Origin of the sequence: Tsukamurella hominis, assembly GCF_965137015.1 — a bacterium.
GTDB classification, from domain to species: domain Bacteria; phylum Actinomycetota; class Actinomycetes; order Mycobacteriales; family Mycobacteriaceae; genus Tsukamurella; species Tsukamurella hominis.
On record NZ_CBCRZG010000004.1, the window covers coordinates 170,356 to 182,611 of the forward strand.

Genomic DNA, 12,256 nt, shown 5'->3' on the forward strand with positions numbered 1-12,256 from the left:
GCTGGGGCGGTGACAGCTGGACGGTACGCGCCGAGCCCGTCGGGCGACCTGCACGTGGGCAACCTGCGCACGGCCCTGCTCGCCTGGCTCTTCGCCCGCTCGACGGGGCGGGACTTCCTGATGCGCGTCGAGGACCTGGACATCGGGCGCACGGCCGACGGGGCCGAGGCGCGCCAGCTCGCCGACCTCGCCGCGCTGGGCCTGGACTGGGACGGCGACGTGGTGCGCCAGTCGTCGCGGACGGAGCGCTACGCGGCCGCGCTGGAGCGGCTCGGCGTCTACGAGTGCTACTGCACCCGCCGGGAGATCCTGGCCGCCCCGTCGGCGCCGCACGCCCCGGAGGGCGCGTACCCGGGCACGTGCCGCGATCTCACGGAGGCCGAGCGGGACGTGCGGCGGCGGGAGCGGCCGGCGGCGGTGCGCCTGCGCGCGACGGTCCCGTCGTTCACCGTGACGGATCTGCTGCACGGCGAGTGCACCGGCGCCGTGGACGACTTCGTGCTCCGGCGGGGCGACGGGACGTACGCCTACAACCTGGCCGTGGTGGTCGACGACGCCGCGCAGGGCATCGACCAGGTGGTGCGCGGCGACGATCTGCTCTCCTCCGCGCCGCGCCAGGCCTACCTGACGACGCTGCTCGGCGCAGTGCCGCCGACCTACGCCCACGTGCCGATGGTGCTGGGACCCACCGGCGTCCGGCTCGCCAAGCGCGACGGTGCCGTCACCCTCGCCGAGCGCGGCGGGCCGTCGGTGGTGTTGCCGGAGCTCGCCGCGAGCCTGGGCCTGCGTGGGAGCACGCCGCGGGAGATGCTCGACGGCTTCGACCCCGCGCGGCTACCGCGCGAGCCCTGGACGCTACCGATCTGACGCGTGCCGCCCCGCGGGCGCCTGCCCCAGGCGGGGCCGCTCGCAGATCCGCGCGGTGTGCGCGCCGGGGACGCCGGCGCCGTGCCGGACGAGATTGCCCGCAGCGACGCCGGAGGCGAACTCCCGCAGCCATCCCGGGGATCGGTTCGTCGCCGTCGGGGCCGCCCGGGTGCCGCCGAAGACCTTCCTCATCTGCTGAATCCTCATGTCCGAAACGCTATCCGGGGTGCACCACGCCGCCCAGGTGTGCGGTGCCGGAATTCCTCAAGATCCGGCCACGGGCCGGGCGGAGCTGGGCCCGACCTCGCTGCCGCGGAAGCGCTCGCGGTAGGCCGTCGGCGCGAGGCCGGTCTGCCGCTTGAAGTGGTAGCGCAGCGTCTCCTCGGCGTCGAAGCCCGCGCGGCCGGTGATCGCGGTGACGGAGTCGTTCGTCGTCTCCAACAATCGCATGGCGCGGTAGACCCGTTGCCGCATCAGCCATTCCAGCGGCGCGACGCCGGTGTACTGCCGGAACCGGCGGTGCAGGGTGCGGCGGGAGACGCCTGCGCGGGCCGCCATGTCGTCGAGGCCCTTGATCCCGCCGATGCCGTGCGCGAGCCCCTGCAGGAAGTCGGCGAAGCGCTTGTCCATGTCGGGCCGCAGGGTGTCGATGTTGACGAATTGCGACTGGTCGCCGTCCCGGTGCGGCGCGACGACGAGGCGGCGGGCGACCTCGTTCGCGGTGCCGGCGCCGTGGTCGGAGCGGATGAGGTGCAGGCACAGGTCGAGGCCCGCCGCGGAGCCCGCGCCGGTGAGCACCGGGCCGTCCTGGATGTACAGCTCGGACGGCGTGACGTGCACCCGCGGGAAGCGGTACTGCAGCAGCCCCGCGTGCCGCCAGTGCGTCGTGGCCCGCCGGCCGTCGAGCAGGCCGGCCGCAGCGAGCGCGAAGGCGCCGGTGCAGATGGAGACGATCCGCGCGCCGTTCGCCGCGGCCGCGCGCAGCGGCTCGTGCCACTCCGGGTTCGAATCGATCCGCGGATCCGAGACCGCCGTGATGATGACGGTGTCGGCGCCCGCGATCTCATCGAGGCCGTACGCCGGCCGCAGCACGGCACCGCCGAGCGTCCGCACCCCGTCGGCCGGGCCGCAGCCGCGCACGTCGTAACCGAGCGACGGGAGGTCGTTCCACTCGAAGCTCAGCGCCTCGAGCACGGTGCCGTACTCGAGCATCGTCATCCCGTCGCAGACGGGCAGCGCCACCACGTGGGACATGTCCGAATCCTACGGGGCGGCGGGCCCCCGCGGCCTAGTCGGACTTGGCCAGGTGCTGCTGGGTGCCTTTGTAGTAGCGCCCCAGGAACTCCTCCTTGAAGTCCCAGTACGTGCCGTCGAGCATCGACTGCCGGATCTTCGCGACCAGGGAGACGATGAACTGCTCGTTATGGATGGTGGCCAGCGTCGCCGCGAGGCCCTCCTTCGCCTTGAACAGGTGATGGATGTACGCGCGGGTGTACTGCGACGTGTAGTTCTGCGTCTCCGGGTCCAGCGGGCGGAAGTCCGTCTTGAACCGCGAATTGGTCACGTTGTAGCGGCCGTCCAGCGAGTAGATCGCGCCGTTGCGGGCCACCCGCGACGGCGAGACGCAGTCGAACGTGTCGATGCCCTGCTCGACCGCGGCGAAGATGTCGTCCGGCTCGGAGATGCCCAGCAGGTGCTTCGGCCGGTCCTCCTCGAGCTCCTGGTTCACCCAGCGCACGATGGTCGACAGGTTCGCCTTCTCCAGCGCGCCGCCGATGCCGTAGCCGCCGAAACCGAGGCCGCCGGAGAGCCGGTCCTCCTCGCTCAGCGCCCGCAGGTCGCGGGCCGCCTTGCGGCGCAGATCCTCGTACTGCGCGCCCTGCACGACGCCCCACAGCGAGATCGCGTCCCGCCGCTGCGCGGTGAGCCAGTTGTGCTCGGAGAGGCAGCGCCGCGCCCACAGGCGGGTGCGCTCCAGCGACTCCACCTGGTACGCGCGGCTGTTGTGCAGGGTGGTCAGCTCGTCGAAGGCGAAGATGACGTCGGCGCCCAGCTGATGCTGGATCTGCATCGACACCTCGGGGGTGAACCGGTGCTCGGTGCCGTCGAGGTGGCTCAGGAAGGTCACGCCGTCGTCATCGACGCGGGAGAGCCGGTCCTTGCCCTCGGCGATCGCGTCGTCGCCCTGCAGCTCCTCGCCGCCGGTCATGTCGATGACCTTCTTGAAGCCGGAGCCGAGCGACATCACCTGGAAGCCACCGGAATCGGTGAAGGTGGGGCCGTCCCAGTTCATGAACGCGCCCAGGCCGCCGGCCTGCTCCACGATCTCCGGGCCGGGCTGCAGGTACAGGTGGTAGGCGTTCGCCAGCACCGCCTGCGCCCCCAGCTCCGAGACCGCCTCGGGCAGCACCGTCTTCACCGTGGCCTTGGTGCCGACGGGGATGAAGGCGGGGGTGAGCATCTCGCCGTGCGGCGTGAGCAGCCGGCCGGCGCGGCCCAGCGGACCGTCGGGGCCCTCGAGGCGCCCCTCGATCTCGAACCGCGTGGGGTCGCTGATGTGCTCGCTCTGCAGTCGCGTGCGGCTCGTCATCGAGCGGTAGTCGGAGCGCAGCGCGCTGAGCTCCGCCGCGATCGCCTTGTTCTGCTCGCGCAGCTGGGCGATCTCGTCGCGGGTGCGGTCGCGCGCGACGATCGGGCCGGTCGCGGTCTGGTCCGGGCGCGGGACGCCGGGCCGTGCGACGGGGTACTCGGCGGTGTCCGGCGCGACCGTATCCGGTGCCGCGGTGGCGACCTGTTCCGTGTCGGCGTACACGGGCGCCTGCTCCGTGACGTGCTCGTCGTCCTTGCCGAGGGGCACCAGCGGCACGGGCACCGTTGGTGCGGCCGTGGGGAGCTCGGCGCCGTTGGCCGTGCCGTTGGCGTGGCCGTTCACGCCGGCCTGCGCGACCCGGGCCTTGCCGCGGGCGTGCACGTCGGTCGCGCCGGCGGCGACGAGCTGCTCGGTCGGGACCGGGATCTCGGCCGTGGTCTGCGCGGGGATCGCGGCGGTGTCGGCGTTCGCGTCGCCGCGGCCGAGCTGGGCGACGAGCGCCTCGCCCTCGATGTCGACGTTCGGCAGGATCTTGTCGAGCCACTTCGGCAGCCACCAGGCCCACTTGCCGAGGAGCGTCATCACCGACGGGATGATCACGAGGCGCACCACGAAGGCGTCCAGCAGCACGGCGGCGGCGAGGCCGAAGCCGATCTCCTTGATGAAGACCTGCTCGTTGAGGATGAACGAGGCGAAGACCGAAATCATGATGATCGCCGCGGCGGTCACCACGCGGGCGCCGTACTGCACGCCCGTCACCACGGACTGCGTGGCGTCGCCCGTGTGCACGAACTCCTCGCGCATCCGGGAGACGAGGAACACCTGGTAGTCCATCGCGAGGCCGAAGACGATGCCGATCATGAAGATCGGCAGGAACGAGACCAGCGGCTGCGTGTTGTCGATGAGACCGAGGGCACCGTCGGTGAAGATCGCGGAGGTGACGCCGAAGGTCGCGACCACGGACAGCAGGAAGCCGAGCGCGGCCGTGAGCGGCACCAGGATCGAGCGGAAGGCGACGAGCAGCAGCAGGAACGCGAGCCCGACGACGATCGCCAGGTACTTGGGCAGCGCGTTCTTGTTGAGCTCCTCCGAGATGTCCATCTCGATGGCGGTGCTGCCCGCGACGCCGAGGTCCACGCCGAGCCGCGCCTTCGTGCCGGCCTCGCCGTTGACCATGGTGCGGAGCTTGGTCACCAGGGTCTTGGTGTCGTCGTCGTTGGGCCCGGACTTGGGCGTCACGATGATGGTCGCGGCCTTGTTGTCGGCCGCGAGCTGCGCGAGCTGCGCGTTCGCGATCAGCGGCGCGATGTTGGGGTTGCTGTTCAGCTGGTCGACGATCTGCTTGTACGCGCCCAGGCGCTGATTGGGCTGGGCGCCGGCACCGTCGACCGCGACGAGGAGGGTGCCGTTGGCGCCCTTGCCCCAGGCGTCGGCGATGAGGTCGTAGGCCTGCCGCTCCGACGTGCTCTTCTCGCTCATGCCCGAGCCCGGCAGGGCGGTCTTCATGTCCTTCATCGGGATGGCGAGGATGCCGAGGATGGCGACGCCCGCGACGAGGGTGACGACGGGGACCTTCTTCACCAGGTTGGCCCAGCGCAGGCCGTTGGCGACGCGGCCCTCGCCCTGGTCGGTGTCCTGCGGGTGCAGTCCCTTGACCCGGCCGGCGAAGACCTTGGAGCCGAACAGGCCGAGCAGGGCCGGGAGCAGGGTCAGCGCGACGATGACGGCGATGAAGACGCCCCACGCGGCGGCGACGCCCATCTGGCCGAGGAAGTCCATGCCGATGAAGGCGAGCGCGGCGAGGGCGATGATCACCGTCAACCCGGCGAAGATCACGGCCGTGCCGGCGGTGCCCACCGCGATGCCCGCGGCCTCGGCCCGCTGCTCCTTGGTGGTGGCGCCGAGGCGCCGCAGTTCGTGCCGGTACCGGGACACGATGAAGAGGGCGTAGTCGATGGTGACGGCCAGGCCGATCATCGAGGTCAGGACCGTGGGGAACGTGCCGAGCTCGATGAAGTGCGAGGCGATCATGACGCCGCCGATGGCCACCGGCACCGCGATGATCGCGTTGAGCAGCGGCAGGCCCCACGCGACGAGCGAGGCGAAGGTGATGATCAGGACGATCGCGGCGACGATCATGCCGATGATCTCGCTGGTCATGCCCATGTCCTCGGCACCGCGGGCGGCGGAACCGTCGGCCTCGACCTGCAGGGTGCCGTTGGAGGCGGTCTCGCCGGCCTCGCGGGCCTTCTTGATGTCCTCGGAGAGGGTGTCCGGCAGCTCCGTGACCTTGCCGATGAAGTCCACGGTGATCTTGGCGGTCTTGCCGTCGGGGCTGACCGACGAGGCGGCCGCCGCGTCGGCGTCCTTCTGCGCCTGCGTCTTGGTGGACGCGATGGTCTTGCCCTGCTCGGTGACCGTCTCGAGCTTCGAGCGCTGCTCCGGGGTCAGCGCGTTCGGATCCAGCTTGCCCGTCGGGTTGTGCAGCAGCTCCGGGTCCTGGACCACGGAGACCTTGCGGCCGTCCTCGTCCTTGGTGAGGTTCTTGAGGTCGGCGATGGTGCGGTCGATGCCCGCCGCGGCCGCCGGATCGGTGAGCTTGCCGTCCTTGGTATGGAAGACGATGGTCGCCGAGGCGGTGGTGAACGGGTCGCCGCCGCTGTCGCCGAAGTTCTCGGAGACGATGTCCGTCGCCTTCGCCGAGGGCAGGCCCGGCAGCGAGAAGTTGTCGACGGTCGCGCCCTTGAGGAGCGCGCCACCGGTGAGCATGCCGGCGAAGATCAGCAGCCACGCCACGATGACTTTGAAACGATTGAGGTAGGCGAACCTCCCCAGCCGGTACAGGAACAGTGCCATGCGAGTCACTCCGAGTCGTCGAGGCGCGACGGGCTGCGCGATGCGGGTCGTGTTCGAGTGTACCGATCGTTGCCGCCCGCAATAATGTCGCTGACCGGCACTTTTGTGAGGCTCATCACCAGTTCGCAGGTAGCGTGCAGGGTATGACCGCATTTCAGCACTTCGCAACGCCTGCCACAGCCGTCGCAACTGCAACAGTGTGCGGCCTGCTCCTCGCGGGCTGCGGCAGTTCGTCGGACTCGGCCCCCGCGCCGTCGGGCGCCCCGTCGGCCACGACGACAGTGGCCGAGACCCGCGCCGAGATGTGCGGGCAGACCCGCGGCCCCGACGGGGCCCTGTACGTCCACGCGCTCGGCACCGTGAAGGTCGACTGCGCCGAGGCGATGCGCGTCGCGAACGCCTTCGGCCCCCAGATCGCGATGGCGAAGCCCGTCACCGTGGACGGCTGGAACTGCACCTTCCCGCAGACCCCCGGCATGCTCGCGCGGTGCGACAGCGGCGACAAGGCGATCGGCTTCTTCAGCTCCCACTGACCGCCTCAAGCGCGGCGGCCTCGTCCTCGGGCAGGTCGATCGCGAAGGTCGCGGCAAGGATCGCCCGACGGTCCGCCGCCGCGTACGGCACGGACCCCTTGAACCCGTCGGGGCGGGTGGTGATCACCGCGTCGCGCGTGATCACGTGCCGCTCGCCGGGCCGGTTGACCACCGCCATGAGCCGCCCGCGGAAGGGCGAGTGCGGCGAGGTCGCGACGTAGAAGTTGGTCATCCGCAGGTCGGACCACGTGCGGTCGGTGAGCGCGAACCGGTACTGCGGCCGCCACTGGGCCGAGCTCGGGTCGAGGAAGTCGAGCTGCCACTCCTCGCCGAAGCCGACGGTCGACGCGGTGAGCCGGTAGCGCCAGCCGTCGGCGTCCTGCTCGAGGCCGCTCTCCAGCCGCAACGGAGCGAGCGGGACGGTGCCGAAGCCGACCTCGGCGAGGTGCGGCGCACCGTCGACCTCGACGAGCAGGAGAGCGTGCGTGCTCGCCGACGGACGGCCGTCGACCAGCACGCGGCCCGACGCGGCGCCGAACCGGAAGCCCGTCCGCTGCAGGACCGCGGCGAGGAGCGGGACGTGGCCCGTGCAGCCGTAGCCGCGGCGGCCGTCGATCATGCGGCGCTGCAGCGCGCCGACGGTGAGGTCGCCCGGGATGCCTCGGACGGCGTCGAAGTTCTCCCACGGCAGGGTGGTCGCGTGCGCCCGGACCAGCGCGGACAGGCCGGCGAGGTCGGGCGCGGGCGGGGCGCTGAGGCCGACGCGCTCCAGGTACCGCGGCAGGTCGAGGGCGGGCGCGCCCCAGGCACCGTCGTCGTTCATCGTTTCCCCCTCGAAGGATCCCGCGACCATCGTGCCTCACCCGTGCGGACTACGCAGGTCCACCCGCGCGGGTGATCCGCCGCCGCGGGCTCCGTCCCTAGCGTTCCCCGTATGAAGAAACTGCTGGTGGGCGCCCTGCTGGTGCTCGTCTTCCTCGCCTACTCCCTTCCTCCCTACCTGACGGGCGGCAGCCGCGTCCCGCTCGAGGATCAGCCGAACTGGTACTACGGGCTGCTCGTCGGGCACATCCTGCTCGGGTCGATCGCGATGCTCGCCGGGCTCGTGCAATTGGGTCGCCGCTGGTTCGCGAAGTACCACTGGATCGCCGGCCGGATCTACGTCGCGTGCGCACTGCCCGTCGGGCTCGCGGCCATCGCGATCGGCACCGTCACGCCCTTCGGGCCGGTGAACGCCGCCTCCAACGTCACGCTGGGCTCGCTGATGCTGCTGTTCACCGCGCTCGGCGTCCGCGCGATCGTGGGCGGCGACGTGGCCTCCCACCGGCGTTGGATGCTGCGCAGCGCGGCGCTCATGTACTCGGTGATCATCAACCGGATCCTGGGGCCGATCTCGTTCCTCGTGCTCGACGCCGCGGGCGTGCCGGAGTCCTTCATGGACTCGTGGGGGCCGGCGATCGTGGCCTGGCCGAGCTGGCTGATCGCGATCGGCTTCTGCGAGTGGTACCTGCGGCGCACCCCGCGGAAGCGGCGCCGCGCGGCCGGCACACCCGCCCGGAACGGAGAAGACCCTCTCCGACCGGGGTCGGAGAGGGTCTCTCTCGGCGGTGGCGGAGGGATTTGAACCCTCGGTACGGGGTTACCGCACACAGCATTTCGAGTGCTGCACCTTCGGCCGCTCGGACACGCCACCGTCGCGAAACTTTACCGGAAGACGACCCGAGCGTTAAATCGGCAGGTCAGGACCGGTGCGGCTGGAAGAAGTCGTGCAGCAGCGCCGCGCACTCGGCCTCCCGGACCCCGCCGCGCACCGTCACCCGGTGGGTGACGCGGGGGTCGCGGACCACGTCCCACACGGAGCCGACGGCGCCGGTCTTGGGCTCGAAGGCGCCGAAGACCAGGTGGCCGATGCGGGCCGAGACCAGCGCGCCGGCGCACATGGCGCAGGGCTCCAGGGTGACGGCCAGGGTGCAGCCCTCGAGCCGCCAGCCGTCGCCGAACCGCGTCGCGGCCTCACGGATCGCGAGGATCTCCGCGTGGGCGGTGGGGTCGCCGAGCGCTTCCCGGCGGTTCCCCGCGAGCGCGAGCACGGCACCGTCGGGCGCGATGACGGCGGCGCCGACGGGTACGTCGTCGGGGCCCGCGAGGCCCGCGGCCTCCAGGGCGGCGCCCATGGCCTCGCGTTCGGCGTCGAGCAGTGCCACTAGCCCAGCGAGTCGAGGATCGCGCCCAGCTCGGCGTCGAACTGGAGCCGCTCGGCGATCACCTGGAGCTGCTCGTCGGGATAGAGGTCCGGGTCGGCCAGGAGCACGCTGAGCTCCTGCTCGCCCAGGCCGAGGTCGCCGAGGATGCCGAGGTCGCCCTCGGGCCAGGGGTCGGTGTCCTCGATCTCCTCGGGGTCGATGTCCGGCACGTCGACGTTGAGCCGGTCGAGCGCCTGCACGGCCAGCTCGTCGAAGACGGCGGCCGTCGCGTCGGAGAGCAGGATCCGCGAGTCCGACGGCCCGGGGCGCACGATGACGAAGTACTCGTCGTCCACGTTGAGCAGGCCGATCACGGCGCCGGTCGCGCGCAGCGCCTTGAGCTCCTGTTCGGCCTTGGCGATGCTGCCCAGCGCGCCGGGGTCGAGCAGGTGCACCGTCCAGGCGGTCTCCCCGCGGATCACGGCCACGGCGTAGCCGTCGGTGTCGTCGTAGCGCTCCGGTGAGGTCTCTGCGGCCATGCAGAGAACCGTATCCGTAAACGCGCGTCCGCGACACGTCTCATACGGCTTCCTCACGCCGTTGTGGAACGCTGTCGGGGTGTCCACACCACATTCCGGCGTCCCCGTGTGCGTCCTCGGCCTCGGCCTCATCGGCGGATCCATCCTCCGGGCGCTCGGCCGCGCGGGGCGGCCCGCCTACGGCTGGAACCGTTCGGCCGCCGCCGTCGACGATGCCGGGGCCGCGGGCTTCGACGCCTCGTCGGACCTCGCGGCGACGCTGCGTCGCGCGGAGGAGGGCGCGCACGTCGTCGTGGTCGCGGTGCCCGTCCCCGCGCTCGACGGGGTGCTCGCGGCCGTCGCCGAACACGCGCCGAACGCGTGGCTGACGGACGCGGTGAGCGTCAAGGGCGACGTCGCGCGCCGGGTCGCCGCCGTCGGCCTGACGGGGCGCTACGCGGGCGGTCACCCGATGGCGGGGACCGCCTTCTCCGGCTGGGAGGCCACCGACGCCGCCCTGTTCGACGGCGCGACGTGGGTGGTCACCGCCGACGACGAGACCCCCGCGGAGGCCTGGCGGCTCGCGGCCTCCGTGGGCCTGGACTGCGGCGCGGTGATCGTGCCCGCGGGCTCCACCGAGCACGACGCTGCGGTCGCGCGGATCTCGCACTCGGTGCACGTGGTGGCCGAGGCCGTCGCGATCACGGCGCAGCTCGACCCGGCCGCGAAGCAGCTGGCCCTCTCGCTGGCCGCGAGCAGCTTCCGCGACGTCACGCGGGTCGCGGGCACGGCCCCGTCGCTGGTGAACGCGATGTGCGAGGCGAACGCGGAGGCCCTGCTCGACGCGCTGGACGACACCATCGCCGAACTCATCGCCGCCCGCGCCGAGCTGGCCGAGAAGGGCACCGTCGGGGACATCACCGGACGCGGCTACGCGGCGCGCCGGCGGTACGAGAACGCCCGCCGCACCCCGTTCTCCCCCGTGCTGGACGGGGCGGGGTGGCAGCGGGCGCTGCGCGAGGCCGGTCACGCCGGGGGCGTGATCACGGCGCTCGACTGACTATTCGACGCGGCTCGACAGGCCCGGGTAGTCGACGATGAAGCCGTCGGCGTCGACGGACACCTTCGAGCTGCTGATCGGGGAGATCACCGTGATGCCGTCGGCGGCACCGTCGTAGTTGATGACCGTCTCCTTGACCGCCAGCGTCGGCAGGTCGACGTACACCACCGGCACGTCGATCTCCTCGGGGTGGCTCTGCAGGTCGAACCGGCGGATCGTCAGGGCGTTGAAGAACGCGGACTTGAGCACGTCGACGCTGAGCGCGCCGGAGAAGAAGCCGCGCTCCGAGCCCTGCGCGCCCTGGACCAGCCAGTGGTTCTCGCCGTCGCGCGCGATCGTCACCTGCGCCTCGCCGGCCTCGGTGAGGGCGTGCACGGAGAGGCGCTTGGTGACGCCCTCGTCGTCGGTGACCAGGTCGTACGAGGCGTTGAAGGCGGGGCCGTCGGCCGACGGGGCCGCGATGATCCGGCCGTAGGCCTTGATCCGGTCGCCGGTGAGCTGCACGCGCACCGACTCCAGGAGGTTCCCGTCCTCGGAGCGCCAGGTGAGGATCCTGGGCCAGCTCGCGCCGGTGATCACGGTGGCCACTGCGTCTGCGGATGAAGGGGTACTCACGCCCCTACGGTAACCCCTCGCATCCGGCGCGAACGAACCCCTGTGGCCGTCACTCGCTCAGCGCTGTCGCTGTGCCGACGCTCACAGGGGTCCGTCCGTCACGCGCGCCCGTCGCGCCCGCTCAGAGGGCCGCGACGGCCTCCAGCTCGACCACCTGATCGTCGTAGCGCAGGCGGCTGACGCCGACGATCGACACGGGCGGCAGGTCCACGAAGACCTCGGCCAGCGTCTCGCCCGCGACCTGCAGGTCCACCTGCAGGTGCTCGGCGACGAACACGGTCAGTCGCGCGACGTCGGACAGCTGCGCGCCGCGCTCGCCCAGGATCACCCGGAGGTTCGCCACGGCCGCGCGGACCTGGCCCTGCACGTCACCGGGGGCGACCGTGGTGCCGCCCTGGTCGAGCGGCGCCACACCGGCGACGTGGAGGGTGGCGCCCGCGGGCACCGTCGCGCTGTAGGCGTGCTCGACCGCGGTGGTCAGCTGGTCCGAGCCGTGGAGCTGCACGTCGCCCATGATCAGGCGGCGTTCTTCTGGACGGCCGCGCCGACGCGCGGGAGCGCCGCGACGACGTTCTCCTTGGCCTTGCCGCGCAGGCTCGAGTAGGCCTTGCGCAGCGCGGGCTGGCTGGTGGACTCGGCCTTCTTGTCGGTCACCGCGAGCAGCGCGTCTCCGACGGCGTCGCCGCGGGCCGCGAGGAACTGGCCGAAGTCGCCGGGGCCCTGGGCCTGGAAGTCGGTCCAGAAGGGGTCGAGCGCGGCGGCGAAGTCGGGGAGCAGCTTGGTCAGCGCCGACTCGATGACGTTCGGCGAAACCTTCTTGACCGCGGCGTACGCGGTCTTGATGACGGTGCCCGACAGCCCGCTCTTGTCGCCCACCTCGGATTCGACGACCGACGCGAAGTCGGCGACGACGGCCGGCTGGCGCGCGGGGTCGAGGAGCGTGGTGGTCAGCGACATGGGGGTACCTCCGGGTCTTCGCGGTCGATTGCGATGACGAGCTTATCGGGCCTTCCGGCGGCGTGCGGAGTGCTGAA

Annotated in this window: 13 protein-coding genes, 1 tRNA gene and 1 pseudogene; 4 read left to right on the top strand and 11 right to left on the bottom strand. The window is 71.7% G+C overall.

Annotated features, from left to right (window positions below; translation table 11 throughout):
- The first annotated feature begins 9 nt into the window (after positions 1–9).
- The gene (gene gluQRS / locus ACM9LD_RS07500; protein WP_415676109.1) at positions 10–867 is read left to right on the top strand and encodes a tRNA glutamyl-Q(34) synthetase GluQRS; all 858 of its coding nucleotides are present in this window, start codon (positions 10–12) and stop codon (positions 865–867) included.
- On the opposite strand, the gene ACM9LD_RS07505 is transcribed toward gluQRS, so the two are convergent.
- The 4 genes and pseudogenes from ACM9LD_RS07505 to ACM9LD_RS07520 form a co-directional block, all read right to left on the bottom strand.
- A complete protein-coding gene (locus tag ACM9LD_RS07505; RefSeq protein WP_415676110.1) occupies positions 856–1,074 on the bottom strand; it encodes a hypothetical protein in 219 nt (72 codons plus the stop codon). The genes gluQRS and ACM9LD_RS07505 overlap by 12 nt on opposite strands.
- A 57-nt stretch (positions 1,075–1,131) precedes the next feature.
- Entirely contained in the window at positions 1,132–2,121 is a 990-nt protein-coding gene (locus tag ACM9LD_RS07510) for a GlxA family transcriptional regulator (RefSeq protein ID WP_415676111.1), read from the bottom strand.
- A 34-nt stretch (positions 2,122–2,155) separates the two neighbouring features.
- Positions 2,156–3,457, bottom strand: a complete 1,302-nt coding sequence (gene tgt, locus ACM9LD_RS07515) for a tRNA guanosine(34) transglycosylase Tgt (RefSeq protein WP_374201326.1) — start codon at positions 3,455–3,457, stop codon at positions 2,156–2,158.
- Between the two features lie 558 nt (positions 3,458–4,015).
- Positions 4,016–6,466 (bottom strand): annotated as a pseudogene (locus ACM9LD_RS07520) (MMPL family transporter); the annotation flags it as partial.
- On the opposite strand from ACM9LD_RS07520, the gene ACM9LD_RS07525 reads away from it, so the two are divergent.
- Positions 6,457–6,846 carry a hypothetical protein gene (locus ACM9LD_RS07525; RefSeq protein WP_415676112.1) on the top strand — a complete coding sequence of 130 codons (390 nt, stop codon included), beginning with the start codon at positions 6,457–6,459 and terminating at the stop codon, positions 6,844–6,846. The pseudogene ACM9LD_RS07520 and the gene ACM9LD_RS07525 sit on opposite strands and share 10 nt — an antisense overlap.
- Here the strand turns inward: ACM9LD_RS07525 and ACM9LD_RS07530 are convergent.
- Positions 6,833–7,669: an arylamine N-acetyltransferase family protein gene (locus ACM9LD_RS07530; RefSeq protein WP_415676113.1), complete on the bottom strand. Its 837-nt coding sequence runs from the start codon at positions 7,667–7,669 to the stop codon at positions 6,833–6,835. The two genes, ACM9LD_RS07525 and ACM9LD_RS07530, sit on opposite strands and share 14 nt — an antisense overlap.
- 111 nt (positions 7,670–7,780) lie before the next feature.
- On the opposite strand from ACM9LD_RS07530, the gene ACM9LD_RS07535 reads away from it, so the two are divergent.
- Positions 7,781–8,470: a DUF2306 domain-containing protein gene (locus tag ACM9LD_RS07535; protein ID WP_415676114.1), complete on the top strand. Its 690-nt coding sequence runs from the start codon at positions 7,781–7,783 to the stop codon at positions 8,468–8,470.
- Here the strand turns inward: ACM9LD_RS07535 and ACM9LD_RS07540 are convergent.
- The 3 genes from ACM9LD_RS07540 to ACM9LD_RS07550 all read right to left on the bottom strand — a co-directional run bounded on the left by ACM9LD_RS07540 (position 8,452) and on the right by ACM9LD_RS07550 (position 9,568).
- Positions 8,452–8,539, bottom strand: a tRNA-Ser gene (locus ACM9LD_RS07540). The two genes, ACM9LD_RS07535 and ACM9LD_RS07540, sit on opposite strands and share 19 nt — an antisense overlap.
- Before the next feature lie 46 nt (positions 8,540–8,585).
- The gene (locus ACM9LD_RS07545) at positions 8,586–9,020 is read right to left on the bottom strand and encodes a nucleoside deaminase (RefSeq protein WP_415676229.1); all 435 of its coding nucleotides are present in this window, start codon (positions 9,018–9,020) and stop codon (positions 8,586–8,588) included.
- A 29-nt stretch (positions 9,021–9,049) separates the two neighbouring features.
- Positions 9,050–9,568, bottom strand: coding sequence for a tRNA adenosine deaminase-associated protein (locus tag ACM9LD_RS07550; RefSeq protein ID WP_224647752.1), 519 nt, complete (start codon positions 9,566–9,568; stop codon positions 9,050–9,052).
- Positions 9,569–9,647: 79 nt separating this feature from the next.
- Here ACM9LD_RS07550 and ACM9LD_RS07555 point away from each other — a divergent pair, with 79 nt between their 5' ends.
- On the top strand, positions 9,648–10,607 hold the full coding sequence (locus tag ACM9LD_RS07555; RefSeq protein ID WP_415676115.1) for a prephenate dehydrogenase: 960 nt from the start codon (positions 9,648–9,650) through the stop codon (positions 10,605–10,607).
- Here ACM9LD_RS07555 and ACM9LD_RS07560 read toward each other — a convergent pair whose 3' ends face one another.
- From ACM9LD_RS07560 to ACM9LD_RS07570, 3 genes are all read right to left on the bottom strand, one after another.
- On the bottom strand, positions 10,608–11,222 hold the full coding sequence (locus tag ACM9LD_RS07560) for a putative glycolipid-binding domain-containing protein (RefSeq protein ID WP_415676116.1): 615 nt from the start codon (positions 11,220–11,222) through the stop codon (positions 10,608–10,610).
- Positions 11,223–11,343: 121 nt separating this feature from the next.
- Positions 11,344–11,736, bottom strand: coding sequence for a RidA family protein (locus tag ACM9LD_RS07565; RefSeq protein WP_415676117.1), 393 nt, complete (start codon positions 11,734–11,736; stop codon positions 11,344–11,346).
- Positions 11,737–11,738: 2 nt separating this feature from the next.
- The gene (locus ACM9LD_RS07570) at positions 11,739–12,179 is read right to left on the bottom strand and encodes a DUF6918 family protein (protein ID WP_415676118.1); all 441 of its coding nucleotides are present in this window, start codon (positions 12,177–12,179) and stop codon (positions 11,739–11,741) included.
- Between the last annotated feature and the right edge of the window lie 77 nt (positions 12,180–12,256).

Coding starts and splice junctions, on each gene's coding strand:
- ACM9LD_RS07505 (WP_415676110.1), bottom strand. CDS start 1,074: ATGAGGATTCAGCAGATGAGGAAGGTCTTCGGCGGCACCCGGGCGGCC.
- ACM9LD_RS07510 (WP_415676111.1), bottom strand. CDS start 2,121: ATGTCCCACGTGGTGGCGCTGCCCGTCTGCGACGGGATGACGATGCTC.
- tgt (WP_374201326.1), bottom strand. CDS start 3,457: ATGACGAGCCGCACGCGACTGCAGAGCGAGCACATCAGCGACCCCACG.
- ACM9LD_RS07525 (WP_415676112.1), top strand. CDS start 6,457: ATGACCGCATTTCAGCACTTCGCAACGCCTGCCACAGCCGTCGCAACT.
- ACM9LD_RS07530 (WP_415676113.1), bottom strand. CDS start 7,669: ATGAACGACGACGGTGCCTGGGGCGCGCCCGCCCTCGACCTGCCGCGG.
- ACM9LD_RS07535 (WP_415676114.1), top strand. CDS start 7,781: ATGAAGAAACTGCTGGTGGGCGCCCTGCTGGTGCTCGTCTTCCTCGCC.
- ACM9LD_RS07545 (WP_415676229.1), bottom strand. CDS start 9,020: ATGGGCGCCGCCCTGGAGGCCGCGGGCCTCGCGGGCCCCGACGACGTA.
- ACM9LD_RS07550 (WP_224647752.1), bottom strand. CDS start 9,568: ATGGCCGCAGAGACCTCACCGGAGCGCTACGACGACACCGACGGCTAC.
- ACM9LD_RS07565 (WP_415676117.1), bottom strand. CDS start 11,736: ATGGGCGACGTGCAGCTCCACGGCTCGGACCAGCTGACCACCGCGGTC.
- ACM9LD_RS07570 (WP_415676118.1), bottom strand. CDS start 12,179: ATGTCGCTGACCACCACGCTCCTCGACCCCGCGCGCCAGCCGGCCGTC.